Here is a 25,065-nt window from a genome sequence, read left to right as displayed (position 1 = left end):
GGCTCGCCACCCGCGGAGCCGCAATATTGGCCGGCTTGCTGTTGGCCCTGCTGCCCACGGCGGTGCGCTACAGCCAGGAAGTGCGAATGTATTCGCTGCTGGGACTGTGGTTGCTGGGGGCAACCATTGCGCTGGTGTACTGGATCCGCAAGCCGCAGCGCCGGCGCTATCTGGTGATCTATGTCGTGCTGATGAGCGCGGCGTTTTACACCCATTACTTCACGGCCCTGTGCGTGCTCTGCCATTGGTTGTACCTGGGGATCATCCGCGTGCAGCCGGGGCATCGTCTGCGGCACATCCAGCGGGGTGACTGGTGGCTGGCCAATGTGGCTATCGTGGCGCTGTATCTGCCGTGGTTGCCGGGGTTTGTCGACCTGCTACAGCACCTGGATCAACTCAAGGCCAATGGCGATGTTGGCTGGGAGTTGCCCGTCAGCCTGGACTCCTTACCGTCGATGGTCTGGTCATTGCTGACCCAGGACGACGGCGAAAGCCTGCCAGTACTGCTTTTCATTGCCTTGCCTTTGGCCTTGCCGTTGCTGGCATGGGTGGCGCTGACGCGTGACCGAAGCGTGTTCCGCGGCAGTGTGCTGCTCGCGGTCTACACCTTTGTCCCGATGCTGCTGGTGTTCGTGGTGTCGTTTTTTTCGCCGATATTCATCGAGCGTTACCTCACCGCCTATGCGCTTGGCCTGCCGTTGCTGACGGCCTTGGCGATCGATCGCCTGTACAACGGCTCCCGGGTGCTGGCCCTGACGGTGCTGGTGCTATTCGTCGGTGTGGAACTGGTGGGCCTGAAAAACAATGCGACGGTAGACGTCCATGATCAGGTCAATGTCCTGGTGGAAGACGTCAATCTGCATTTTCAGCCGGGCGACCGGATCGTCATCAGTGACATGCTCTGGTACTTGAGTTACGTCTACTACAACCGCACCAATACCCAGCCCCTGCTGTACACCCCGCCGCGGGCCGATGGCACTTCGAGTCAGCCGAACGACTATGGTTTCGGTACCTTGACGACGTCAGACGTATATTTGGACCACTTGAGCGATCTGCCCAAGGGCACGGGAAGAATCTGGCTGATCGGTACCGCCGACGTACCGGACGAATTTGCACCGTTGCCGACGCAATGGCATATCGCTCGTCAGATGAAAGCCGGTGGTGTTGCCGCGAGGTTGTACCTGTCCGGCAATGCCGGGCAATGAGTGGCGTCATCGCAGCCTTCAGGGTTTCGACGACAAGTCAGCCATGCCCTTGAGCAACTCGATCGGCAACGGAAAGACGATGGTCGAGCTCTTGTCTCCGGCAATCGAACTCAGGGTCTGCATGTAGCGCAGTTGCATGGCCCCCGGTTGGCGGCCCAGCATTTCGGCGGCCTGCATGAGTTTTTCCGAGGCCTGCAATTCGCCTTCGGCGTGGATCACCTTGGCGCGCCGTTCCCGCTCGGCTTCGGCCTGCTTGGCGATGGCACGGACCATCGACTCGTTGAGGTCCACGTGCTTGATCTCGACGTTGGCGACCTTGATGCCCCAGGCGTCGGTCTGGGCGTCGAGTACTTGCTGGATGTCCAGGTTCAACCGTTCGCGTTCGGCCAGCAGTTCGTCCAGTTCGTGTTTGCCCAGCACCGCCCGCAACGTGGTTTGCGCCAATTGGCTGGTGGCGGCCAGGAAATCCTCGACCTGGATGATGGCTTTCTGCGGATCGAGCACGCGGAAATACAGCACCGCGTTGACCTTGACCGACACGTTGTCGCGGGTGATCACGTCTTGCGGCGGCACGTCCAGCACCACGGTGCGCAAGTCGACTCTGACCATTTGCTGGACCACCGGAATCAGCAGGATCAGGCCGGGGCCCTTGACCTGCCAGAAGCGCCCGAGCTGGAACACCACCCCGCGCTCGTACTCGCGCAGGATGCGGAACGTCGACCCCGCCAGTGCGATGAGCAACAGTAGCAGCGCGACAAGACCCAATTGCAAACCCATGACTATTCTCCGCCCGGCGCCGCGTCAGCCGCGGCCACTTGCAGCAGCAAGCCCTTGCGCCCCACCACCCGCACCCGTTGCCCGGGTTGCAGCGGCGTCGCGCTGAGTACCTGCCATTGTTCTCCTTGCAGATGCACCCAGCCGCCATAGGCGTTGCCGGCCTGCAATGACGTCACTGCCGTCACGCTGCCGAGCAGCCCGGCATCACCGCTGACGGTGTGGCGAGGTCGGGTTTTCAAGGCGTGAATCACCAGGTAGATCAGTAGCAGCGCACTGACCACTGCCAGGCCGATCATCAACGGCACGGGCACTTCGGTGTTGGACAGGATCACCGCGCCGATCACGAACATCACGATGCCGCCCAGGCCGATCACGCCGTAATTGGGCAGGGCTGCCTCGGCGATCAGGAACGCGATGCCGAAGGTGATCAGCCAGATCCCCACGGGATTGGGCACCAGCAACACAACCGTGTCGGCAGCGAAGACCGATCCGCTCAATGCCAACAGCAACGCAACTGCACAGCAACGCGCGTTCACTTGACCCTCCGGGAGAGTCGTGGAGTGGCTCTGAGTACAGTTTAGTTGAGCCTCGACCTGTATGAATTTTGCTCAATTGTCGTCGTCGGCCGATGGGCGGATTTCCCGCCGGATCACGCCGGCGGGCCTAGACTTTTACTACGCAAGCAACGCTTTAACCATCGTCTGCCAGTGATCACGGCGGACACCGAGGTGCATCATGCGTATGGCAAGAACCGTGCAGCGAAGCCTGGAAAAGGCTCAATGCGAATATGACATCGTCAGCCACCCCCACTCGGCCAGCAGCCTCGAAACGGCGCGGGTCGCCGGTATTCCTGCCGAACGGGTGGCCAAATCGGTGATCCTCGACGATCACCATGGGCACTACCTGATGGCCGTGCTGCCCGCCAGCCGTCACCTTGACCTGAGCAAGGTCCGCAGCAGCGGTGAGTGGCAGGTTTCCCGCGAAAGCAACCTGGCGCACCTGTTCGACGATTGCGAACGCGGTGCTGTGCCGGCGCTGGGTGAGTCCTATGGATTGGAAGTGGTGATCGACCCGCTGCTGACCCGGCAGAAAGACATCTATCTGGAGGCCGGCAACCACGTCAACCTAGTGCGCATGGACATGCCCGAGTTCCTGAAAATGGTGCCGCATGCGGAGGTGCGGGAGTTGAGTCATTAGGTCTGCAGCGTCTTCGCTGCCGTCATCGCGAGCAAGCTCGCTCCCACAGGGTCTGTGTCGATCACAAAACCTGTGGGAGCGAGCTTGCTCGCGATGACCGCGTAGCGGTCCCTAAATTAGTTCCCAGGAGTTCGATATGGAAAGCCCGACCCACAACCTACCTTCGCTGTTCAAACAACTCGGTCTGCCGGACGACGCCGAAAGCATCGATAAATTCATCGCCACCCATTCACCGCTCAAACCGGAACTGCACCTTGCGGATGCATTTTTCTGGAGCCCGAGCCAGGCGGAGCTTCTGCGAGACGAGATTCTCGATGACGCGGATTGGGCGGAGGTGGTGGATCAACTGGATGTGATGTTGAGGAAGGGGCGGGGGGTGTAAATAACGGATAGGCGGCGGTTCACAGAGGTTGCTCTGATTGAACTAATTGACCAAAATTAAGACCTTATTTGAGGTCTTAATTATGCAAAATGTTTTGGCCGATATGGCTGTCAGCGTGTCTGAACTAAAGAAAAACCCCTCTGCCGTTTTGAATGGTGCCCATGGAGGGCCCGTCGCGGTGCTCAATCACAATCGCGTCATGGGCTACATGGTTCCTGCCGATGTGTTCGAAGCCATGATGGAGCGCCTTGATGATTTGGAGTTGGCGGAACTCGTGCGTTCTCGTCGTCATGAAACGCCAATCCCGGTAACGCTGGATGACTTATAAGCTCGAATTTCTCCCGTCTGCACGCAAAGAATGGGACAAGCTGGGGCACACAGTGCGCGAGCAATTCAAAAAGAAACTGTCAGAGCGGCTTGAGGTGCCTCGAATCCAGTCTGACGCGCTGCATGGCATGCCTGACTGCTACAAGATCAAGCTGAGGTCATCGGGATATCGACTCGTCTACGAGGTGATAGATGAGCGCATTGTTGTTTCTGTCGTTGCAGTAGGAAAGCGCGAACGCAGTGAGGTCTATGAGCGCGCCAGGAAACGTTGAGGGCTCTCGGCAGGTCGCTGTTACGTATTTGTTTCAAAACTTGACGGAAAATCCTCTCCAATGCAATATTGATAGTTAGCAAACTAACAGTGTGTATTTTCCCTCGTGCCGAACAACCTCGACGTTCTCCAGATGAACATCAGCAGTGCCATGGTGGTGGCCGCCAGGCATTGGCGCAAAATCTGCCAGACCACGCTGGTCAACTATGGAATCTCCGAAGCCTGCGCCGTTCCGCTGTTGATGATCGGGCGCCTGGGCGAGGGCGTGCGCCAGGTGACGGTGGCGCAAGCCGCCGGGATGGAGAGCCCATCGCTGGTGCGCCTGCTGGATCAACTGTGCCATTCCGGTTACGTCTGCCGGACCGAAGATGCGCAGGACCGCCGCGCCAAATGCCTGAGCCTGACCGAAACCGGCCGGGAGCTGGTGCAGGCGGTCGAAGTGGAGTTGGTGCGCTTGCGCCAGGAGGTCCTGGAAGGCATTGACCAGAGTGATCTGGAAGCTACGCTGCGGGTACTGAGAGCTTTTGAAGCGGCCACGCCGCCATCGGTGGCCAACTCTTGAACGGATTTTTCGCAGGCATGCCCCCGGCGCGAGACTGGTTCTACGGGGTCCGCACCTTCGCCGCATCGATGATCGCGCTGTACATCGCCCTGCTCATGCAAATGCCGCGTCCGTACTGGGCGATGGCCACGGTGTACATCGTTTCCAGCCCGTTTCTCGGACCTACCAGTTCCAAGGCGTTGTACCGGGCAGTCGGCACCTTTATCGGCGCGGCGGCGGCGGTTCTGTTTGTGCCGATGTTCGTGCAGAGTCCCTACGTGCTGGTGGTGGTGATTGCACTGTGGACCGGCACGCTGCTGTTTCTGTCCCTGCATTTGCGCACCGCGAACAACTACGCCTTGATGCTCGCCGGTTACACCTTGCCGTTGATCGCCCTGCCGGTGGTGAACAACCCGTTGGGGGTGTGGGACGTGGCCGAGGCGCGGACCGAAGAAATCTTTCTGGGCATCGTCGTAGCGGCGGTGGTCGGTGCCATGTTCTGGCCGCGACGCCTGGCGCCGGTGTTCAATGATTCGGTGAGCAAATGGTTTACCGATGCATCGACCTACAGCCTGCGCTTCCTCAGTCGTAACGTGCAGCCGGAAGAAGTCAGCGCGTTGCGCGCATCGATGGTCGCCACCTTCAACTCCCTGGAGTTGATGATCGGTCAGTTACCCCACGAAGGATCGCGTCCGCAGACGGTGCGCAATACCAAGGAGTTGCGTGGGCGGATGATTCACCTGCTGCCGGTAGTCGACGCTCTCGACGACGCGCTTTATGCCCTGGAACGACGTACGCCCGAGCTTGTGGACAAGTTCGCGCCGTTGCTGACGGCCACCACCGAATGGCTCGAGCACAAGGATGCCGACCTCGACCGTTGGCAAGCACTCAAGGATCAACTGGAAGCCCTGCAACCCGCCCCCGCAGCGCTGGATGACCGCAAGCAGCTGCTGTTCTCCAATGCGATTTATCGTCTCGGCGAGTGGATCGATTTGTGGCAGGACTGCCGCAGCCTGCAGTACGCCATCCAGTGCGAAAGCCAGGACAGCTGGCGCGCAGTGTATCGGCACTGGCGGCTGGGGCGGCTGTCCCCGTTTCTGGATCGCGGCCTGATGTTGTATTCCGCGGCTTCCACCGTCACCGCGATTATCGTGGCCTCGGTGTTGTGGATTCTGCTCGGCTGGACCGATGGCGGCAGCGCCGTGATCCTGGCGGCTGTGGCGTGCAGCTTCTTCGCCTCGATGGACGACCCGGCGCCGCAGATTTACCGGTTCTTTTTCTGGACGGCGATGTCGGTGGTGTTCGCCAGCCTTTATCTGTTTCTGGTGCTGCCCAACCTGCATGACTTTCCGATGCTGGTGCTGGCGTTTGCCGTGCCGTTCATTTGCGTCGGCACCCTGACGGTCAAGCCGCAGTTTTACCTGGGCATGTTGCTGACACTGGTCAACACCTCGTCCTTCATCAGCATTCAGGGTGCCTACGACGCCGACTTCCTCAGTTTCGCCAACTCCAACCTGGCCGGTCCCATGGGGCTGCTGTTCGCGTTCATCTGGACCCTGATCGCCCGGCCGTTCGGGGCCGAGCTGGCAGCCAAGCGCCTGACCCGTTTCAGCTGGCGTGACATTGTCGGCCTCTCCGAGCCGGCCACGTTGTCCGAACATCGGCTGTTGGGCATAAAGATGCTCGATCGGCTGATGCAGCACCTGCCGCGCCTGGCCATGACCGGCCAGGACTCCGGCGTGGCCCTGCGGGAAGTGCGGGTGGCGCTGAATCTGCTGGACTTGCTGGCCTATACGCCGCGGGTCCTCGGTGTGCCGCAGGTGCTGCTGCGCCAGGTGGTGGCCGAGGTTGGCGAGTACTTCAAGGCCTGTCTCAAGGCCGGTGAGCGCTTGCCGGCACCGAGCCCGCTGCTGATGACCCTCGACCGCACGCGTCGCGCCCTCAGCGGTGCCGGCGATGACGAAACCCGTCGGCATCTGCTGCACGCCCTGAGCGGCCTGCGTCTGGCATTGTTGCCCGGCGTCGAATTCGTCGGTGCCGCCGAGCCGGAAGAACCGCTTCCCCATGGCATTGATGGAGCGCCTTTATGATCGGTGACCTGGATGTCAGCGGGGTGTTTCTGCCCACGCTGCTGGTGCTGATGGGCATTACCTATGTGTTGTACCTGTTGGTGCACGGGGTGCTGACGCGCCTGCACTTTTACCGTCTGGTCTGGCACCGGGCATTGTTCAACGTGGCCCTCTACGCCCTGCTGCTTGGCGCCGTGGACTCACTCAGTCGATACCTGATGACATGAAAAAACCCTTACTAACCCTTGGTCGCGTGGTGTTGACCCTGCTGATCGTGAGCTTCGCCGTGGTCGTGGTCTGGCGTATGGTGATGTATTACATGTTCGCGCCCTGGACCCGCGATGGGCACATCCGTGCCGACATCGTACAAATCGCACCGGATGTTTCCGGGTTGATCCAGCAAGTGGAGGTGCGCGACAACCAATTGGTCAAGCGCGGCCAGGTGCTGTTCAGCATTGATCCGGACCGCTTCAAGCTGGCCCTGCGCCAGGCAAAGGCGGCTGTCGCCGACCGCGAAGAAACCCTGGCCCAGGCCCAGCGCGAGGCCAAGCGAAACAAAGGCCTCGGTAACCTGGTGCCGGCTGAGCAACTGGAAGAAAGCCAGTCGAAAGTGGCCCGCGCCCAAGTGGCCTTGATGGAAGCCCAGGTGGCGGTGGACAGCGCGCAGCTGAACCTCGACCGCTCGGTGATCCGCAGCCCGGTGGACGGCTACGTCAACGACCGTGCGCCACGGACCCAGGAGTTCGTCAGCGCCGGGCGTCCGGTGTTGTCGGTGGTCGACAGCAATTCGTTCCACATCGACGGCTATTTCGAAGAAACCAAACTGAACGGCATCCATATCGGCCAGAGCGTCGACATCCGGGTGATCGGCGACAATGCGCGCTTGCGTGGGCACGTAGAAAGCATTGTTGCCGGCATCGAAGACCGCGACCGCACCAGCGGCAACAACCTGTTGCCCAACGTCAACCCGGCCTTCAGCTGGGTGCGCCTGGCCCAGCGGATTCCGGTGCGCATCGCCTTCGATGACGTGCCGGAAGACTTCCGCATGATCGCCGGGCGCACCGCCACGGTATCGATCATCGACGAAAAGCAACGGGAGCCGGCGCAATGAGCAAGGCCTCGGGTTTGGTGGTCGCCGGTTTAGGTTTGCTGCTGTCGGCGTGCCAGATGGTCGGGCCGGATTATCACTTGCCCGAAGAGGCGGCTGTCCATCGTCCAGATATCCAGGGCGATCTGGCGGTCGATGGCAAAACGGTGGTGTCCGCACCAGTGCCGGCCGATTGGTGGCGCCTGTACAAGGACCCGCGACTCGACCAGCTGGTACAGCAGGCCATGGCCTCCAACACCGATTTGCGCGTGGCAGCGGCCAGCCTGTCGCGGTCTCGCGCTCAGGTGGATGAGGCCGAAGCGGCAGGTGGCTGGAGTGGCGGCGTGCAGATGGGCGCCCAGCGCTTGCAGGAGTCCGGCCAGGCGTTCCTGCTACCGGAAAAAGTGCCGGTGGCCAACATTGGCGACATCGGCATCAGCGCGTCCTACCAGTTCGACCTGTTCGGTACCTTGCAACGCGGTATCGAAGCGGCCAAGGCCAATGCCGATGCGACGCAGGCCGCCGCCGATACCGCACGCATCACCGTGGTGGCCGACGTGGTACGGGCCTACACCCAGGTGTGCGCGGCCAATGAAGAGCGGGAAATCGCCCAGCACTCCCTCGACCTGCAAGCGCAAAGCACCACACTGATCCAGCGCCTGCGCGATGCCGGGCGCGGCGATGAAACCCAGGTCACCCGCTCGCAAACCCAATTCAAATCCCTGCGCGCCGATATGCCGCGCTATGAGGCCTCACGTCAGGCCGGGCTGTATCGCCTGTCGATGTTGCTGGCCAAACCGGTGGACCAACTGCCGGCCGGCACCGCCACCTGCGACGAGCTGCCGAAAATCGCGCAGTTGGTCCCGGTGGGCGATGGCGCCGCGCTGCTCAAGCGTCGCCCGGATGTGCGGCAGGCCGAGCGGCGACTGGCGGCCGCGACGGCCGGTATCGGTGTCGCCACGGGTGAGCTGTACCCGAATATCAGTATCGGCGCGACCATCGGTACCGTCGGTATCCTCGACGATCTCGGCGACCCGTCGACCAACCGCTGGGGCTTCGGCCCGTCGCTGACCTGGAAGGTGCCGACCAACGGCGCCCGGGCGCGCATCCGCGAAGCCGAAGCGGTGACCCAGGCGACGCTGGCGCATTTTGATGGGGTGGTGCTCAACGCAATTCGTGAAACCCAGACCAGCCTTGCCCAATACACGGCATTGTTGCAACGCCGCGACGCCCTGGCCGATGCCGAGCAATCGGCCAAACTGGCGGCTGAACAGACCCATCGCTTCTTCCAGGCCGGCCGCGAATCGTTCCTGGCGGACCTGCAAGCGACCCGCACCTACACGGATGTCACGGCGCAATTGGCCGCTGCCAACACCCAGGTGGCCGCCAGCCAGATCGATTTGTTCCTTGCGTTGGGCGGCGGCTGGGAAAGCGGACGAACGCAAGCGTCGAACTCCGGCAAACCCTGAGGCCGTTGCTATGCTTTGAAGTGTTGGAAGGGTGCCTCGTGCAAAGCGCCCTTTCTTCGCACAAGGCTCGCGCAGGTCAGGGGGAAACCAACAATGAAAAACCCTTATGCTCTCGGCTTCTGGTGCGCCATCGTGGCGTTGGTGCTGCTGTCGGCCACCTATTTCTACGGCGTCATGCTGGCCCACCAGATCGACAAGGCTCTGGCGTTCCTCGACAGTGCCGTCGCGTTGATAGCCGTGATGTCCGTTGCGGTGGTGGCCTGGGCGTCGGTCCAGAATCAGCGCATCAAAAAAAGACAACTCGAACAAGGCAAGACCCTGGTCCTGATCTGGGATACCAAGGTGGCGTTGCGTCGTGTCGAAACGGTGTTCGACCGTTATTTCTGGGGCAGTTACTGGCAACCGGGGCGCACGTTTCAGGAAGTCATGGGCGAATTGACCGGCACGCCGCTGGAAAAAAGCCTCGAAACCCTGAAAAAACAATGCCTGGCGCTGGACCGGCAGGTGGCTGACGACGGTCGGCACTGGCTCAGCAATGCCCGGGAACTGGCCGATGTCGCCACGGCCATGGCCCGCGAACGCTATCAACTGGACGTCTGCGACCCACGCGCGGAAGTGACGGGCGGAGCGGTGATCAACCGCGACTTCGAAGTGCTGGTGTACACCTGGACTGCTCGGCTTAAAAGCTTTGATCATCAACTGGACGAGATCGAAGTCCAGTATTCCTGATTCTGTGTTGGCTGTTCTGACGCCTTCGCGGGCAAGCCCGCTCCCACAGGAGTATGCATTCCAATGTGGGAGCGGGCTTGCTCGCGAAGGCGATTTTATAGACTCAAAGAATCCCCAGCCCAGTGAACACCCCAAGACACTCTTTCACCTTTAATCATTGGGCCGTTCGTCGCGCCTGATGCTAATCTGCATTCCACTTTCAGCGCAGTCGAGCCGCAACCCGCCATGGGTTCAGGGAAGACGACCACACTTTCAACAACGGACATTGAACGGGTCATACATGAACAAATCAGCAGGCGTGCTACTGGGAATTGTTGTCGCAATCGGTGCCATCAGCGCAGGCGGAGCCTGGTTCACCGGCACCAGGCTCGAAGGTGTGCTCAATACCTCGATTGCCGATGCCAACAAGGAGCTGCAAGCGGCCATGGTCGGTTCCAACGGCACCGCTTCGCTGGAGCTGGTGTCGCTGGAGCGTCATGTATTCAGCAGCACCGCGCACTATCGTCTCAAGGGCGAAGGTGAAATGTTCGGCGAAGCACCGGTCGAGCTGCTGTTTGTCGATCACATCGAACACGGCCCGTTGCCGTTCTCGAGGCTGATGTCGCTGAAGTGGCTGCCGGTCCTGGCGACCAGTCACTACGAACTGGAAAAGACCCCGATCACCGAGAAGTGGTTTGCCGCCGCCAAGGACAAATCCCCACTGACGGGCGTGGTCAATATCGGCTATGACAACGCCACCAATGGCACCTTCGAGTTGCAGCCGCTGGAAATGGCGCTGGATGACAAGTCGAGCATGAAATTCTCTGGCCTGAACATGGACGTCGATGCCAGCGCCAAGGCGCAGAAGGTCAAGGCCAATGGCTACATGGACAGCCTGAAAGTGACCACCGTTTCCGAAGACCAGGCACCGGTTCAGGTTGAGTTGAACGGCCTGACCCTGGCCAGCAATCTGACCAAAAGTACCTACGGTTTCTATGTCGGCGAGAACGTCCTTGAACTGGCCAGCGGCAAATCGACTTTTGGCGTCAAGCAGTCGGTGCTCGACTTCAAGAAATTCGAGATGAAAAACCTGACGGAAGAAAAGGGCAGCAACGCTTCCGGACGTGCCGATTACAAAGTTGGCGAAGTATCCCTGAATGGCAAGGCCATCGGTTCCGGTGCGCTGGCCATGAGCGTGAAGAACCTCGACATTCCGGCCACGATGTCGTTGATGCAGGTCTACCAGAGCAAACTGCAGCCGTATGAGCGTGAGGCGGCCGAAGCGACGGCAGCGGGCCTGCCGGCACCGGAACTGAAACTGACCGAAGCCGAAGAGGCATTGCTCAAATCCAGCCTGGAAAAACTGCTGGCGGCCGGGCCGCAAGTGGCTCTGGAAAACCTGTCGTTCAACACCGCCAACGGCGAGAGCCGCGCCAACATGGTGCTCGACCTGACCAAGCCACAAGCCATCGACCTGCCGACCGATCAGTTGGTCAGGCAGTTGATCGCATTGCTGGACTTCAAACTGCTAGTGTCCAAACCCATGCTGGTCGATGTGCTCACAGTGCAGTCGCAAATCGACGGTCAGACCGACGCCAAGCTGATTGCCGATCAGGCCACCGCCACCGCGGACATGTTCAGCAGCATGGCGGTCGGCAGCCAACTGGCAAAACTGGACGGCAACAACATCGTCACCAACTTGCGTTACGCCAACAATCAGGTGGACTTCAACGGCCAGAAAATGACCGTCGAAGAGTTTGCCGGTTTTGTCATGAGCAAGTTTGCGGATACTGGCGCCACCGAATAACGGCGGCCGTTTACCCGGAAACGCCCGGCCTCTGCATTGCGCAGGTGCCGGGCGTTTTGCTGTCCCTAGGGGGCGTCACGAATCAGGCGCCATGCCTCTTCCCAGGGCAAGGGTTGTTTCATCCGCTCGGCAAGCATCGCCATGGCCCGGTCCATCTCGCAGGCTAGCGCCGCCGACACCACGCCATTTTTTCCGAACAGGCCTATGAAGGGCGGATCGTAAGGGTCGCCCTTGAACTCGACTTCATCCCAGCCCTCGGCGTGCCCGAGGTAGTCGTAGGTCTTGCCGAAATGCCAGGTCCAGAAAAACGGCACGTCGAGGTAATGCTCGTCCCCGCCCAGCATATTGGCCGCTGCGATCCGCGCCTGCTGTTGGGCCAGTCGCCAGTGTTCGATGCGCACGTATTGGTTGTTCAGCGGGAAGGTGGCGATATCGCCGGCCGCCCAGAGGCCGTCGGCCACGCGCATTGCGCCGTCGACACGCAGCGACTGATCCTGCTCTTTCGTCAGCCCGGTGAAGGCGGCGGTGGCTGGTGTGACGCCAATGCCGACCAGCACCAGATCGGCCGCCAGGCGTTGGCCATTGTCCAGGCGTACGGCTTCGACCTTGTCCGTTCCTTCGATCTGCGCCGCATTGCCCTGGGTATGAAACATTACGCCATGGGCTTCATGTCGCGCGCGAATGGCCTTGCCGACCGTTTCGCCGAACTGTTTGGCAAAAGGCACTGCGTGGCGGGCCAGCACAGTCACGTCCAGGCCAAGCTGGCGCAGGGACGAGGCGGACTCCATGGCAATGAAACTGTCGCCGATGATCACCACCCGTTGGCCGGCGCTGGCGCTGTGCAGAATCTGCTGTGCATGGGCTCTGGAGCGTAAAACGAACACCTGCGGCAAGTCGGCGCCGGGCAGCGTCAACAGCTTGGGTATGCCGCCGGTGGCCAGCAGCGCGGCGTCGTAGGTCAGTGATTGGCCGTCAGTCAGCCGCAGTGTGCGGTTTGATGCGTCCAGGCTGGTCACTTCGCCCTGCAGGCGCTCGATCCGCTGCTCGCGGTAAAACGCCTCGTCGCGCAGCGGCGGGACTTCCTGCGGCGGCATTTCCCCGGCGATCACGTATTTGCTCAGCGCGGTGCGGTCGTATCCGGCATCGGCTTCGCGGTCGATCAACAGCACCCGGCCACCGAAACCTTTCTCGCGCAACGCCGCCGCTGCTGCCGTGCCTGCCGCGCCAGCGCCGATAATGATGAAGGTTCGTGGATCGTCGGCCGGTGGCGTGTGGGCGTCCGATAATGGCTGGTCGCCGACCCAGATTTCGCCGTCACGGATTTCGAGGGGATAGCGCTTGAGACTGTCCAGGGCTGGTGGTTCGCACAGGCCGCCATCCTCAATCCTAAACTGCGCCTTGTGCCACGGACAGGTCAGGCGTCCGTTGCATACCGCACCGTCAGCCAGCGGGGCGCCGGCATGCGGGCATTCGGCCTGATAAGCACGAAGTTGCTCACCGGCCCGCAACAGTAGAATCTTGCTGCCCTGGACTTGCACTTCCAGACCCCGGTCTTCGGGCACATTGGTGACACGCGCAACGCGATGCAGAGTCATGATTGCTCTCCAGACAGACGTTTACTTATGAGTCTGGTGCTTATCGCGAGGTTCAGCCAATTCCCCCCCTGCCACGGCGTGAACGGTCCGGCTATAGTTTGCACGCCGACGACGGCCCAACACGCACAAGGTGCTCCGGTATGACCCGATTGACCTCAATCAACGCTTGGCTCGCAGCCGCCGCTGTCGCCCTTTGCGTGCAGCTCCCGGCGCAGGCCCAGGAACGCTTCACCCTGAATATTCCCGGAGTTTCCGATGACCGTCTGTTCACCTCAGCCGCTGCGAGCGATTCCGCGGGCTGTGGCGGACACAACATTTCCCCGGCATTGAACTGGAACGCCGGCCCGGCTGCCACCCAAAGCTACGCCATCGTCATGCACGACCCGGACGGCCAGAAAGGCCAGGGCATCGATCAGTGGGTGCATTACGGCATCAAGGCCGGCACCCACCAGATCCCGGCCGGTGCCGGAAGCAAACCCGGCCTCGAGGGCGTTGGCGGTACCAACAGCCAAAACACCACCGGCTACATTGGCCCTTGCCCGCCTGTTGGCGACAGCGCGCACCACTACATCATCCAGATCTACGCCCTGGACCTGGCCCCGGACGCTTTGCCCACCGGCCTGACCCGTGCGCAGCTGCTGGAAAAAATCAAAGGCCACGTCCTGAGAAACAGCAGCGTGGTACGGCGCTATCACCGCTAAACGCGGATTTGCAGGAAACTGAAGTGCGCAGCATGGCGGGGATTTGGCATCCGCCCCCGAAAGCGCGCACTATCAGGCTATAGCCGATGCGTTGGAGGATGCCGTGGCAAAAAAAATCGACCGCATCGCCCAAATGCTCAACTGCCCGCAAAAGGGTGAAGAACTGCGGCGAGCGATTACCGAGAGTCGCAAGGATTTTCTGCTGAACCAGCCGGAAGAGGATGTTGTTGAAGACGACGACCTTGAAGAGGAGTTTTTCGAGGACGACGAAGACGATGATGAGTACGACGAGTTCGACTGGACGACAGAATGAAAAAAACCGCCTTTGGCGGTTTTTTTGTGAGCCAGAAAGCACCGGTCGGAGATTCGTTGACCCTTATGCAGAGAATGGAACACTATAAGGTACTTTTTTTCGTACCTTTGGAGCCGTCATGGAGCAGCTACTTGCCAGCCGCTCGGTCAGCATCACCGAGCTCAAGCGCAGCCCGAGCACCGTCATCGAGCAAGCGGGTTCCGAGCCTGTTGCCGTGCTCAACCACAATCGCCCAGCCGCCTATCTTCTACCGCACGCGGCCTATCAACAGCTGCTTGATAGGCTGCAGGCTGCCGAACTTCGTGAAGCCATTGCGGCCAGCCGCAATGATCCGCGTCCGGCCATTGCTGCCGATACCGTGTTTGCCGAGCTTGATGCGCTGATTGACGAGGTAGCAGCCGAGCAAGGCCGTCCATGAGGCAATTGCTTTTCTCTGCATTGGCACGGGACGATCTGCTGCAAGTCGCTCGTTTTATTGCCCGGGACAACCCTGAACGGGCCCGGACGTTTGTGGGCGAGCTACGCAGGCAGTGCACACGATTGGTCGAACAACCGAACCTGGGTGCTTCAAGGGACGATTGCGCCAAGGGATTGCGAATGCTTCCCCATGGCCGATACCTGATTTTCTACTGTCTGATGGACGACGGGATCAAGGTCGAACGCGTACTGCATAGTGCGAGAGACATCGCCCGGCTGTTTGAAAAAAACAGCATTGATCATTAGGCGCCAAGCCTCCAAACACCCACAAAAAAGCCCCAGGCCCATAAGACCTGAGGCTTTCTCGTTACAACGTATGGTGCACCAGGCGGGATTCGAACCCACGACCCCTGCCTTCGGAGGGCAGTACTCTATCCAGCTGAGCTACTGGTGCAGCGGGCGCCATGATACTCATATGCACTGCGGGCGTCCATGCTGCTGAATCGCCTGCGTTTTTTTAAAGCTGTAACGGGTGTTTGCTACGTTGATCAGAAAATACGGGCAAAAGCGTCGTTTTCGTTCTTTTTTTCGAACAGCCTATTGTCCTTTACCCCCTTTGATCCTAGGATTCGTTTGAGATTTCAAACGCTCTTGTCTGGGTGCTGAACCGCACGAGTTCAATCAGTGCGCTATTTATGTGCTTCAGCCCGGTGAATGATTTCCCTGACGGCAGCCTATCGAGGCGCCTTTCTACAATCATAATTTGCTCCGCGCGTGCGCGGTGCTGTTAAGGAAAGCCGACATGCAGCTTAAAGACACCCAGTTGTTCCGCCAGCAAGCCTTCATCGATGGCGCGTGGGTTGATGCGGACAATGGTCAGACGATCAAGGTCAACAACCCGGCAACGGGCGAAATTCTGGGCACCGTGCCGAAAATGGGCGCGGCCGAAACCCGCCGTGCGATCGAAGCCGCTGACAAAGCGCTGCCGGCCTGGCGTGCACTGACCGCCAAAGAACGTGCGACCAAGCTGCGTCGCTGGTTCGAACTGATCATCGAGAACCAGGACGACCTGGCTCGCCTTATGACCCTGGAACAGGGTAAGCCATTGGCCGAAGCCAAGGGCGAAACGTCTACGCCGCTTCCTTCATCGAGTGGTTCGCCGAAGAAGCCAAGCGCATCTACGGTGACGTGATTCCGGGCCATCAGCCAGACAAGCGCCTGATCGTGATCAAGCAGCCAATCGGCGTGACCGCTGCAATCACCCCGTGGAACTTCCCGGCTGCCATGATCACCCGTAAAGCCGGTCCGGCCCTGGCCGCCGGTTGCACCATGGTGCTCAAGCCTGCTTCGCAAACCCCGTTCTCCGCTTTCGCCCTGGCGGAACTGGCTCAGCGTGCCGGCATCCCGGCTGGCGTGTTCAGCGTTGTTTCCGGCAGCGCCGGCGACATCGGCAGCGAACTGACCAGCAACCCGATCGTACGCAAGCTGTCCTTCACCGGTTCGACCGAAATCGGTCGTCAACTGATGTCGGAATGCGCCAAGGACATCAAGAAAGTGTCCCTGGAACTGGGCGGCAACGCGCCGTTCATCGTGTTCGACGACGCGGACCTGGATAAGGCCGTCGAAGGCGCGATCATTTCCAAATACCGCAACAACGGTCAGACCTGCGTCTGCGCCAACCGCCTGTACATTCAGGATTCGGTCTACGACGCGTTCGCCGAGAAGCTGAAAGTGGCTGTGGCCAAGCTCAAGATCGGTAACGGTCTGGAAGACGGCACCACCACTGGCCCGCTGATCGACGAAAAAGCCGTGGCCAAGGTGCAAGAACACATTGCTGACGCCATTTCCAAAGGCGCCACCGTGCTGTCCGGCGGCAAGTCGATGGAAGGTAATTTTTTCGAACCGACCATCCTGACCAACGTGCCGAACAACGCGGCCGTGGCCAAGGAAGAAACCTTCGGTCCATTGGCTCCACTGTTCCGCTTCAAAGACGAAGCCGAAGTGATCGCGATGTCCAACGACACCGAGTTCGGTCTGGCCTCGTACTTCTATGCTCGCGATCTGGGCCGTGTGTTCCGTGTGGCTGAAGCCCTGGAATACGGCATGGTCGGCGTCAACACCGGGTTGATCTCCAACGAAGTCGCGCCGTTCGGCGGCATCAAGGCCTCGGGCCTGGGCCGTGAAGGCTCCAAGTACGGCATCGAAGATTACCTGGAAATCAAATACCTCTGCCTGGGCATCTAAGTCGGGAAGAGCATGGCTTCAAGCGCAAAGGGCACGAGAGCGCTGTCCCTTTGCGCCGCTTCAAACCGGAATTTTCTCTGTGGTAGGGAACGCTGTGGCAGTCGATCATCGCATGCTGCCTTAGTTACCTCCCCACCGCTTAATCCTTGAACCACGCCGACCGATGAGCGGCGAATGAGGAATGTAATGAGCAAGACTAACGCTTCTTTGATGGCCCGCCGTACCAATGCAGTTCCACGTGGTGTTGGCCAGATTCACCCGATCTTCGCCGAGTCCGCGAAGAACGCGACCGTGACCGACGTTGAAGGTCGTGAGTTCATCGACTTCGCCGGCGGTATCGCCGTGCTGAACACCGGCCACGTGCACCCGAAAATCATCGCGGCCGTGACCGAGCAGCTGAACAAGCTGACCCACACTTGCTTCCAGGTACTGGCCTATGAGCCGTACGTAGAAGTGTGCGAAAAAATCAACGCCAAGGTGCCGGGTGATTTCGCCAAGAAAACCCTGTTGGTGACCACCGGTTCCGAAGCCGTGGAAAACTCGATCAAGATCGCCCGTGCCGCCACTGGCCGTGCCGGCGTGATTGCGTTCACCGGCGCTTACCACGGTCGCACCATGATGACCCTGGGCCTGACCGGTAAAGTCGTGCCTTACTCGGCCGGCATGGGCCTGATGCCAGGCGGCATCTTCCGCGCGCTGTACCCGAACGAACTGCACGGTGTGAGCATCGACGACTCGATCGCTTCCATCGAACGCATCTTCAAGAACGACGCAGAGCCGAAAGACATCGCTGCGATCATCATCGAGCCGGTTCAGGGCGAAGGTGGTTTCTACGTCGCTCCGAAAGAATTCATGAAGCGCCTGCGTGCCCTGTGCGACCAGCACGGCATCCTGCTGATCGCTGACGAAGTACAGACTGGCGCTGGCCGTACCGGTACTTTCTTCGCCATGGAACAGATGGGCGTTGCTGCCGACCTGACCACTTTCGCCAAGTCCATCGCTGGCGGCTTCCCGCTGGCCGGTGTGTGCGGCAAGGCCGAGTACATGGACGCCATCGCTCCAGGCGGCCTGGGCGGCACCTACGCCGGTAGCCCGATCGCTTGCGCCGCGGCCCTGGCCGTGATGGAAGTGTTCGAAGAAGAGCACCTGCTGGATCGTTGCAAGGCCGTTGGCGAGCGTCTGGTAACCGGCCTGAAGGCCATCCAGGCCAAGTACCCGGTGATCGGCGAAGTCCGTGCCCTGGGTGCGATGATCGCTGTCGAGCTGTTCGAAAACGGCGACAGCCACAAGCCGAACGCTGCCGCTGTGGCATCGGTTGTGGCCAAGGCTCGCGACAAGGGCCTGATCCTGCTGTCCTGCGGCACCTACGGCAACGTTCTGCGCGTCCTGGTGCCGCTGACCTCGCCGGACGAGCAACTGGACAAAGGCCTGGCGATCATCGAAGAGTGCTTCGCCGAGCTGTGATCACCTAATGTGACCTGATCGACAAAAAAACCCGCTTCGGCGGGTTTTTTCATGCCTCTGGAAACACATCCTGCGCATTAACGTTGTATCGAATGGCCTGCATTGGCTAAGGTTCCTGCATTGCCAGGGAGAGCTGTATGACAACTGTCATTTTACCCGCGGTTCCGAGAGTACTGATTGCCGAGGCCGACCCCTGGTCCCGGGATCTGCTCAAGGAAGTGTTGTTGAACGTACGCTGCGATGCGCGGCTGGATTTGTGCGCCGATGGCCAGCAGGCGCTGGAGCTATTGGCTGCCAACCCCTATGACCTGGTCATCGCCGATTGGGAGTTGCCAGGTGTCGATGGCCTGAATGTCCTGCGTAACGTCCGCCAGCGCAAACGCAACCCGCCGCTGCCCTTCATCCTCATGAGCAGTCGCAACGACAGTGCTAGCGTGCGCGAGGCCTTGCCGCTGGCGCCGGCCGCGTACCTGACCAAGCCCCTGAACATGGAAAGCCTGACCCATCGGTTGCAGGGGTTGTTGCTGCACGCGGGGGAAGAAGTCTCGTGCGAAGTGCCGGCGCTGGCGCCGGGCATGACGTTGTCGGTGTTTCTGGAGCGTCGACGGGAGTTGGCCGACGGCGCGCCGCTGATGACCGACGTGCAAGTGGCGGTCAAACGCAGCCTCAATCCCAATGGCCTCGACCTGACGGTGCTGGAGGACGAAATCCGCACCGATCCGCAGGTTACGGCGGTGCTGATTGCCGCTGCCAACAGTGCGGCCCAGCACCACGGCGCCGGCGTGCAAACCCTGTCCCAGGCGCTGCATCGCCTGGGCACCGGACAGAGCATGAACCTGATTCTCGGCCTGGCGCTCAAGCGCAGTGCCCGGCTCAGCGATCCGCAATTGGCCGACTATGCCGAGCGTTACTGGGATCTGTCACTGCACACCGCCGAGTACGCGCGAACCCTGGCACGCTTGCTCGATCTGGATCAGGAGCGTTGCTATTGCGCCGGCATGTTGCATTGTCTCGGTGATCTGGCGTTGCTGCGCTGTCTGCAGGAATGGCAACAGGCCGGCGGCACACTGGACGAGTGGGAAGAGGTGGGGGAAGCGCTGGTTGAATATGGCGCAGCCTATGGCTCGGCCCTGCGTACACGCTGGCGTCTGCCGCTGGAGTTGCGGGAGCTGATTGCGGCGGCCTACCAGCTCGGTGGCGGGGTTTATTCCCGCGAGGCGCTGGTGATGAACATGGCGGCGCAGATGGCGCGCCTGACCGAGCATGAGGGCATCGAGGAGCTGGCGAAGAGCCGGACGGCGCGGTTGCTCAAGATCGGCTTGCCGGAGTTGATGCGGTTGCGCAAGAAGTAAGCTCTCCACTTACCCCTGTGGGAGCGGGCTTGCCCGCGAAAGCGGAGTGTCAGTCGACATAAAAGGTGACTGATGCGGCCCCTTCGCGAGCAAGCCCGCTCCCACATGGGGGCTGTGGTGCCTGTCAGGCAGTGACAATCCGGTTCTTGCCCTCGCGCTTGGCCTGATACATCGCGGCATCCGCCCGGGAAAACAGGTCCTCCACGTTTTCGTCCGAGGCGCTCAGGCTGGTCAGGCCCTGGCTGACAGTGATGCCGAACGTCCGGCCTTCATGGTTGAAGCCCAACTGCTGAATCTGCCGATGCAGGCGTTCAGCCACTTGCAGGGCCATTTGTGGCGTGCACCCGGGAAACACCGCAGCAAATTCCTCACCGCCAATGCGCCCGAACAGGTCGCGACGGCGCAACGCTGCGCGGCCGCTTTCGGCAATGCGTTGCAGCACGTTGTCGCCTTCCTGGTGACCGTAGGTGTCGTTGATTGTCTTGAAGTCATCAATATCCAGCATCAGAAACGACAACGGCTCGCCCTGTTGCCGGGCGTGTGCGAACGCGCGGTGAGCGCATTCGAAGAAGTGATGACGATTGCTGCTCTGGGTCAGCGCGTCGGTGGTGGCCAGGCGATGCAGTTCAGTTTCCACTTGCTTCTTGTGGGTGATGTCTTCGGCAATGCCGACGATGATCACCGGTTGCCCAGGCTCGGCCTGGCGATTGATGAAGCATTTGTCGCTGAGCCAGCGCACCTGGCCGTCGGCGGCAATGATTCGATACTCGCGGTCTTCGACGGCGCCTTTGTCCAGCACTTCGGCCAGGCTGCGTTCGGCATAGTCGAGGTCGTCAGGGTGAATGCTGTCGCGCCATTGATTGCAGTCGGCCAGCAAGTGGTCGGCTGAACGGCCAAAAATCCGTTCATAGGCCGGGCTGACGTAAAGCACCCGGCGAGTTTCCCAATCGAATGCCCACAGCACCGCGTTGACGCTTGCCAGCAAGGTGTTGAGCAAATGTTCCCGTTCGCTCAGGCGTGCGACTTCGCCTTGGGCGTGCATCAGCGCCATCAGGGTCTGCGCGGTCTCGGGGCAAGGTGACGAAGATGAGTCTTGCAGGTTCTTTTGGGCCATCGACACAAATCTCAAAGGGCATGCGGCCAACACCAAGCCCGCCGGGGATGGCGAAGTGTCTTTGAGATAAGGGTTTCAAGATGAAGTTCCCGCCTTTTGTGGAGAGAGAGCTTGCTCCCGCCGGGCGGTACTGGCGACGCGTTTTTGCGGCCACAAATCCATGTGGGAGCGGGCTTGCTCGCGAATGCGGTGTGTCAGTCACCTTTTATGTCGACTGACACACCGCATTCGCGAGCAAGCCCGCTCCCACAGGTTTTTCAGACAGCGGCAGGGCGCAGGGAGTAGGTTTTCAATTGATCGGCGAAGTCGCGCAGGGATTGAATCCCGCTGGCTTCGGCTTCGTGCACCCAGTCCTTGATCGCCGCCAGCATGTCGTGGCCATTTGAGCTGGTCTTGACCCAGATCTGCTGCAGGGCCAGGCGTTTCTCGTAGATTACCTTCAGTGCCTGACTGTGCTCGAGCATGTTCTGGATGCGTACATGGTGTTTGTCATCCAGCAGGCTGGTCTCTCGTGAAAGCAGGCGTTTGGCCCGGCGGAACTGGTGACGTACCGAGTGATCAACCTTTTCCAGCTCTTGCTTGACCAGTGGGCCGATCACCAATTTGCGGTACTGGGCCATGATCTGGAAGCGGTTGTTGAGGATCGCCATGGCGGTGTCCATGTCCAGATTGCCCTTGCCTTCGACGCGATGGGCAATCGGCGCAACCCGTTGAACCTTGGCCAGGCGCAGGAAACTGAAGACTTTGATCCACGCCCAGCCCAGGTCGAATTCCCACTTCTTCACCGACAGTTTTGCCGAATTAGGGTAGGTGTGATGGTTGTTATGCAGTTCTTCGCCGCCAATCAGGATGCCCCACGGCACCAGGTTGGTCGCCGCATCGCGGCATTCGAAGTTGCGGTAGCCGATGGCATGGCCCAGGCCATTGACCACGCCGGCGGCCCACACCGGGATCCACATCATCTGGATGGCCCAGATGGTGATGCCGATGGTGCCGAACAGCAGCAGGTCGATAACGGCCATGATCGCCACACCCAGCAGCGGGAAGCGGCTGTAGAGGTTGCGCTCGATCCAGTCTTCGGGGCAGTTCTTGCCGTAGATGCGCAGCGTCTCGGGGTTTTCCGCTTCGGCGCGGTACAGCTCGGCGCCTTTGCGCAGCACCGTGGACAGCCCCTTGATGACCGGGCTATGCGGGTCATCGACGGTTTCGCATTTGGCGTGATGCTTACGGTGGATGGCCGTCCACTCGCGGGTGTTCTGCGCCGTGGTCAGCCACAGCCAGAAACGGAAGAAATGCTTAAGGCCCCCATTCAGCTCCAGGGAGCGGTGGGCCGAGTAACGATGCAGATAGACCGTAACGGCGATGATCGTGACGTGGGTCATCAGCAGGGTGACTGCTACCAGTGACCAGGCCGACAAGCCAAGTAAACCTTCGTACCACATAGGCTGTAGGGCCCTCGATAAAGAAAAAAACAGCCGTTGCATTATCACTAAGCCCACACAGAAAACCAGTCGCCCTTTCAGATAAGAGTGGCTGGATGTGTCTTTAAACTATAATTGCAGCCTTTTCGTATGGACATGGATTGCCGGATGCCTGCCACCTATCGCGATGCCTTGCGTGCAGCGCTGCTCTATCTGTTGCTTTCTGTGGTTTGGCTGCAGATCAGTGGCTATTTATTAAACAGTTTCTTCGATAGCTCGGAAGAGCTATTGCGGTGGCAACTGATCAACGGTTATGCCTGGGTGGTGCTAAGCGCCGGGTTGATCTTCATCGCCCGTGCGCGACTGCTTCGTTGCCTCGGGGTCGGCGCCAAACTGCGTGAGCGCAGCGAAGATCGCGAGCGTTTGCGTCAAGCCGCTGCTGTGTTCGACTGCACTCGCGAAGGGGTGTTGGTCACCAATTGCGAAGGCTTGATTATCCATGTCAACCGGGCGTTCATGGAGATCACCGGCTATCAAAGTGAAGAAGTCCTGGGTCAGCGCCCCAGTCTGTTCAAGTCTGGCCGTCATCCAGCGGATTTCTACCGGGCCATGTTCGCCACACTCGACAGTGTGGGGGAGTGGAGCGGGGAGATCTGGAACCGCCGTAAAAGCGGTGAAATCTACCCGCAATGGCAGACTATCCGCGTCATTCGCGACGATCATGGGCGACGTAACCAATACGTGGCAGTTTTTTCCGACATCAGTGCGATCAAGGACTCCGAGCATGAGTTGATGCACCTGGCTCACCACGATCCGCTGACCGATCTGCCCAATCGGCTGCTGTTCACCGACCGAGTCGAGCAGGCCCTGACATCGGCGCAGATCCACAGGCGTGGCTGCGCGTTGCTGATGATCGATCTGGACCACTTCAAGATGATCAACGACAGCCTCGGGCACACCATTGGGGATCATTTGCTCAAGGCCGTAGCCGGACGCCTGAAAGGCATGTTCGACCCCGGTATTACCCTGGCTCGGCTGGGCGGCGACGAGTTTGCCGTGCTGGCCGAATGCTGTCCGCAGTTGGTCCAGGCGGCTGCGCTGGCGCAACGGATCATCAACGGACTGAAAGAGCCGTTTGCTATCGATGGGCATCAGCTGTTCATCAACACCAGCATTGGCATCAGCCTGTTCCCCAGCGATGCCTTGAGCGTTGAACAATTGTTGCGTAACGCCGATTCGGCGCTGTTCAAGGCCAAAAGCACCGGTCGCAATGACTACGCGCTCTACACCGAAGAATTGACCGCCCATGCCCAACAACGCGTCGAGATCGCCTTCGAATTGCGCCGTGCCCTGGACCAGCAGGAACTGCAGGTTTATTACCAGCCGGTACACGACCTCAAGACCAGCCGCCTGATAGGTGTCGAGGCGCTGGTGCGTTGGCAGCACCCGCAGCGGGGGCTGGTGTCGCCGGCGGAATTCATTCCGGTCGCCGAACGAACCGGTCTGATTGCCGAAATCGATGCCTGGGTCATGGCGCAGGCGTGTCGGCAGATGTGTCAGTGGCAGCAGGACGGGGTGGTGCTGTCGTTTGTGGCGGTCAACGTTTCTTCGCGCCTGTTCGCTCGTCGCGAGTTGTATCAGCAGGTGGCGCAGGTGCTGCACGAAACCGGGCTGGAACCGGCCTGTCTGGAACTGGAAGTGACCGAAAGCGCAGTGATGGACGATCCGGAAGTCGCGCTGGAACAGATGCATCGCCTGCGCGAGTTGGGTGTGCGCCTGGCCATCGACGACTTCGGCACGGGTTATTCATCGCTGTTGCGGCTCAAGCGCCTGCCGGTGCAAAAACTGAAAATCGACCAGGGCTTCGTCGCCGGATTGCCGTGGGACGAGGATGATGCGGCGATCTCGCGGGTGATCATCGCCCTGGCCCAAAGCATGGGCATGCAGGTTCATGCCGAAGGGATCGAGCAGGTCGAACAGGCGGCGTTCCTCCTTGAGCAGGGCTGTGATCTGGGGCAGGGCTACTGGTTCGGACGGCCGGTGCCGGCAGGGCAGTTGAACTGGGCTCATACGCCGGAGATCGGAGCAGATACCTCATCGCCTTGCTGATACACAAAACCTGTGGGAGCGGGCTTGCTCGCGAAGGCGGACTGTCTGGCAAAAGGGATGTTGAATGTGCCGGCCTCTTCGCGAGCAAGCCCGCTTCCACAGGTTTTTGCTGCGCTTGAAAGAGGGTGAATCGCCTCAAGCCCTTGTCCCTTCAATTAATGTTTTCTGGTTATATAAACATTCTTAAATAGTCTTTTTAAGAATATCAAGACCTCACTAGTATTGCTCCCAAGCCGCAAGCAGTGCCGACACTGCGAGGCAATCTCTCAGTTGAAGGAGCAGCAATATGAGCGCATCCCTGCGTAGCGTCGACGGTCAAGACGAAGCCACCATCCTGCGTGAAATCCAGAGCGCCCTGCGCGACCTGCGGTTTGGTGCCGTGGAAATCACTGTGCACAACGCGCAGGTGGTGCAGATCGAACGCAAAGAAAAATTCCGTTTGCAGCAGCCAGGCAACAAGCCGGGCTGAGTCGAAAGATCAAAAGATCGCAGCCT

The 25,065-nt window shown here is 60.2% G+C and carries 25 protein-coding genes, 1 tRNA gene and 1 pseudogene; 21 read left to right on the top strand and 6 right to left on the bottom strand.

The features are described from left to right. Positions 1-1,205, top strand: a 1,205-nt coding sequence (locus PMI26_RS11955; protein ID WP_007975650.1) for a glycosyltransferase family 39 protein, incomplete at its 5' end; no start/stop codon positions are given. A gap of 18 nt (positions 1,206-1,223) precedes the next feature. Here PMI26_RS11955 and PMI26_RS11960 read toward each other — a convergent pair. Both PMI26_RS11960 and PMI26_RS11965 read right to left on the bottom strand, forming a co-directional pair. Next, complete coding sequence (locus PMI26_RS11960) at positions 1,224-1,982, bottom strand: slipin family protein (protein WP_007975649.1); 759 nt, start codon at positions 1,980-1,982, stop codon at positions 1,224-1,226. A gap of 2 nt (positions 1,983-1,984) precedes the next feature. Further along, positions 1,985-2,518 carry an NfeD family protein gene (locus PMI26_RS11965; protein ID WP_007975648.1) on the bottom strand — a complete coding sequence of 178 codons (534 nt, stop codon included), beginning with the start codon at positions 2,516-2,518 and terminating at the stop codon, positions 1,985-1,987. A 199-nt stretch (positions 2,519-2,717) separates the two neighbouring features. Here PMI26_RS11965 and PMI26_RS11970 point away from each other — a divergent pair, with 199 nt between their 5' ends. From PMI26_RS11970 to PMI26_RS12020, 11 genes are all read left to right on the top strand, one after another. After that, a complete protein-coding gene (locus tag PMI26_RS11970; RefSeq protein ID WP_007975646.1) occupies positions 2,718-3,179 on the top strand; it encodes an aminoacyl-tRNA deacylase in 462 nt (153 codons plus the stop codon). 136 nt (positions 3,180-3,315) lie between these two features. After that, complete coding sequence (locus PMI26_RS11975) at positions 3,316-3,561, top strand: DUF2789 domain-containing protein (protein WP_007975644.1); 246 nt, start codon at positions 3,316-3,318, stop codon at positions 3,559-3,561. An 82-nt stretch (positions 3,562-3,643) separates the two neighbouring features. After that, positions 3,644-3,889, top strand: coding sequence for a type II toxin-antitoxin system prevent-host-death family antitoxin (locus tag PMI26_RS11980; RefSeq protein WP_007975643.1), 246 nt, complete (start codon positions 3,644-3,646; stop codon positions 3,887-3,889). Continuing rightward, positions 3,879-4,160, top strand: coding sequence for a type II toxin-antitoxin system RelE family toxin (locus PMI26_RS11985; RefSeq protein WP_007975642.1), 282 nt, complete (start codon positions 3,879-3,881; stop codon positions 4,158-4,160). The genes PMI26_RS11980 and PMI26_RS11985 overlap by 11 nt, the downstream gene beginning before the upstream one ends. 132 nt (positions 4,161-4,292) lie before the next feature. After that, positions 4,293-4,721 (top strand): MarR family winged helix-turn-helix transcriptional regulator, encoded by a 429-nt coding sequence (locus tag PMI26_RS11990; RefSeq protein ID WP_033047983.1) that lies wholly within the window; start codon positions 4,293-4,295, stop codon positions 4,719-4,721. Next, the gene (locus PMI26_RS11995) at positions 4,718-6,790 is read left to right on the top strand and encodes an FUSC family protein (protein WP_033047981.1); all 2,073 of its coding nucleotides are present in this window, start codon (positions 4,718-4,720) and stop codon (positions 6,788-6,790) included. Before PMI26_RS11990 ends, PMI26_RS11995 begins: the two co-directional genes overlap by 4 nt. Then, on the top strand, positions 6,787-6,996 hold the full coding sequence (locus PMI26_RS12000; RefSeq protein WP_007975639.1) for a DUF1656 domain-containing protein: 210 nt from the start codon (positions 6,787-6,789) through the stop codon (positions 6,994-6,996). The genes PMI26_RS11995 and PMI26_RS12000 overlap by 4 nt, the downstream gene beginning before the upstream one ends. Continuing rightward, positions 6,993-7,880 (top strand): efflux RND transporter periplasmic adaptor subunit, encoded by an 888-nt coding sequence (locus tag PMI26_RS12005; RefSeq protein ID WP_007975638.1) that lies wholly within the window; start codon positions 6,993-6,995, stop codon positions 7,878-7,880. The genes PMI26_RS12000 and PMI26_RS12005 overlap by 4 nt, the downstream gene beginning before the upstream one ends. Then, positions 7,877-9,325, top strand: coding sequence for an efflux transporter outer membrane subunit (locus PMI26_RS12010; protein ID WP_007975636.1), 1,449 nt, complete (start codon positions 7,877-7,879; stop codon positions 9,323-9,325). Before PMI26_RS12005 ends, PMI26_RS12010 begins: the two co-directional genes overlap by 4 nt. Before the next feature lie 93 nt (positions 9,326-9,418). Beyond that, on the top strand, positions 9,419-10,054 hold the full coding sequence (locus tag PMI26_RS12015) for a hypothetical protein (RefSeq protein ID WP_007975635.1): 636 nt from the start codon (positions 9,419-9,421) through the stop codon (positions 10,052-10,054). Positions 10,055-10,334: 280 nt separating this feature from the next. After that, positions 10,335-11,840, top strand: a complete 1,506-nt coding sequence (locus PMI26_RS12020) for a YdgA family protein (protein WP_007975634.1) — start codon at positions 10,335-10,337, stop codon at positions 11,838-11,840. Positions 11,841-11,905: 65 nt separating this feature from the next. Here the strand turns inward: PMI26_RS12020 and PMI26_RS12025 are convergent, their stop codons facing one another. Further along, the gene (locus PMI26_RS12025) at positions 11,906-13,435 is read right to left on the bottom strand and encodes an apoptosis inducing factor family protein (RefSeq protein ID WP_007975633.1); all 1,530 of its coding nucleotides are present in this window, start codon (positions 13,433-13,435) and stop codon (positions 11,906-11,908) included. Positions 13,436-13,575: 140 nt separating this feature from the next. Between PMI26_RS12025 and PMI26_RS12030 the strand changes: the two genes are divergently transcribed. The 4 genes from PMI26_RS12030 to PMI26_RS12040 all read left to right on the top strand — a co-directional run bounded on the left by PMI26_RS12030 (position 13,576) and on the right by PMI26_RS12040 (position 15,172). Beyond that, the gene (locus PMI26_RS12030; protein WP_007975632.1) at positions 13,576-14,136 is read left to right on the top strand and encodes a YbhB/YbcL family Raf kinase inhibitor-like protein; all 561 of its coding nucleotides are present in this window, start codon (positions 13,576-13,578) and stop codon (positions 14,134-14,136) included. 43 nt (positions 14,137-14,179) lie between these two features. Then, a complete protein-coding gene (locus tag PMI26_RS31710) occupies positions 14,180-14,449 on the top strand; it encodes a hypothetical protein (RefSeq protein WP_033047979.1) in 270 nt (89 codons plus the stop codon). A gap of 118 nt (positions 14,450-14,567) precedes the next feature. Next, entirely contained in the window at positions 14,568-14,867 is a 300-nt protein-coding gene (locus PMI26_RS12035) for a type II toxin-antitoxin system prevent-host-death family antitoxin (RefSeq protein ID WP_007975629.1), read from the top strand. Beyond that, positions 14,864-15,172, top strand: a complete 309-nt coding sequence (locus PMI26_RS12040; RefSeq protein WP_007975628.1) for a type II toxin-antitoxin system RelE/ParE family toxin — start codon at positions 14,864-14,866, stop codon at positions 15,170-15,172. The genes PMI26_RS12035 and PMI26_RS12040 overlap by 4 nt, the downstream gene beginning before the upstream one ends. A gap of 71 nt (positions 15,173-15,243) precedes the next feature. Here PMI26_RS12040 and PMI26_RS12045 read toward each other — a convergent pair. Next, positions 15,244-15,320: transfer RNA gene (locus tag PMI26_RS12045), tRNA-Arg, on the bottom strand. Between the two features lie 348 nt (positions 15,321-15,668). Here PMI26_RS12045 and gabD point away from each other — a divergent pair. The 3 genes and pseudogenes from gabD to PMI26_RS12055 all read left to right on the top strand — a co-directional run bounded on the left by gabD (position 15,669) and on the right by PMI26_RS12055 (position 19,926). After that, positions 15,669-17,110 (top strand): annotated as a pseudogene (gene gabD, locus PMI26_RS0129670) (NADP-dependent succinate-semialdehyde dehydrogenase). A gap of 186 nt (positions 17,111-17,296) precedes the next feature. Continuing rightward, positions 17,297-18,574 carry a 4-aminobutyrate--2-oxoglutarate transaminase gene (gene gabT / locus PMI26_RS12050; RefSeq protein ID WP_007975624.1) on the top strand — a complete coding sequence of 426 codons (1,278 nt, stop codon included), beginning with the start codon at positions 17,297-17,299 and terminating at the stop codon, positions 18,572-18,574. 137 nt (positions 18,575-18,711) lie between these two features. Further along, positions 18,712-19,926, top strand: coding sequence for a response regulator (locus PMI26_RS12055; RefSeq protein WP_007975623.1), 1,215 nt, complete (start codon positions 18,712-18,714; stop codon positions 19,924-19,926). A 124-nt stretch (positions 19,927-20,050) separates the two neighbouring features. On the opposite strand, the gene PMI26_RS12060 is transcribed toward PMI26_RS12055, so the two are convergent. Both PMI26_RS12060 and desA read right to left on the bottom strand, forming a co-directional pair. After that, on the bottom strand, positions 20,051-21,040 hold the full coding sequence (locus PMI26_RS12060; RefSeq protein WP_007975622.1) for a sensor domain-containing diguanylate cyclase: 990 nt from the start codon (positions 21,038-21,040) through the stop codon (positions 20,051-20,053). Positions 21,041-21,297: 257 nt separating this feature from the next. Continuing rightward, entirely contained in the window at positions 21,298-22,482 is a 1,185-nt protein-coding gene (gene desA, locus PMI26_RS12065) for a delta-9 fatty acid desaturase DesA (protein WP_007975621.1), read from the bottom strand. Between the two features lie 147 nt (positions 22,483-22,629). On the opposite strand from desA, the gene dibA reads away from it, so the two are divergent. Together dibA and oscA are read left to right on the top strand one after the other, a co-directional pair. Beyond that, positions 22,630-24,570, top strand: a complete 1,941-nt coding sequence (dibA, locus tag PMI26_RS12070) for a phosphodiesterase DibA (RefSeq protein ID WP_007975619.1) — start codon at positions 22,630-22,632, stop codon at positions 24,568-24,570. Between the two features lie 286 nt (positions 24,571-24,856). Continuing rightward, the gene (oscA, locus tag PMI26_RS12075; RefSeq protein WP_007975618.1) at positions 24,857-25,039 is read left to right on the top strand and encodes a sulfur starvation response protein OscA; all 183 of its coding nucleotides are present in this window, start codon (positions 24,857-24,859) and stop codon (positions 25,037-25,039) included. Positions 25,040-25,065 lie beyond the last annotated feature (26 nt).

Origin of the sequence: Pseudomonas sp. GM33, assembly GCF_000282295.1 — a bacterium.
GTDB lineage: Bacteria > Pseudomonadota > Gammaproteobacteria > Pseudomonadales > Pseudomonadaceae > Aquipseudomonas > Aquipseudomonas laurylsulfatiphila.
Note: the sequence above shows the minus strand (reverse complement) of the source record. Positions and strands in the feature narration are given on the sequence as shown.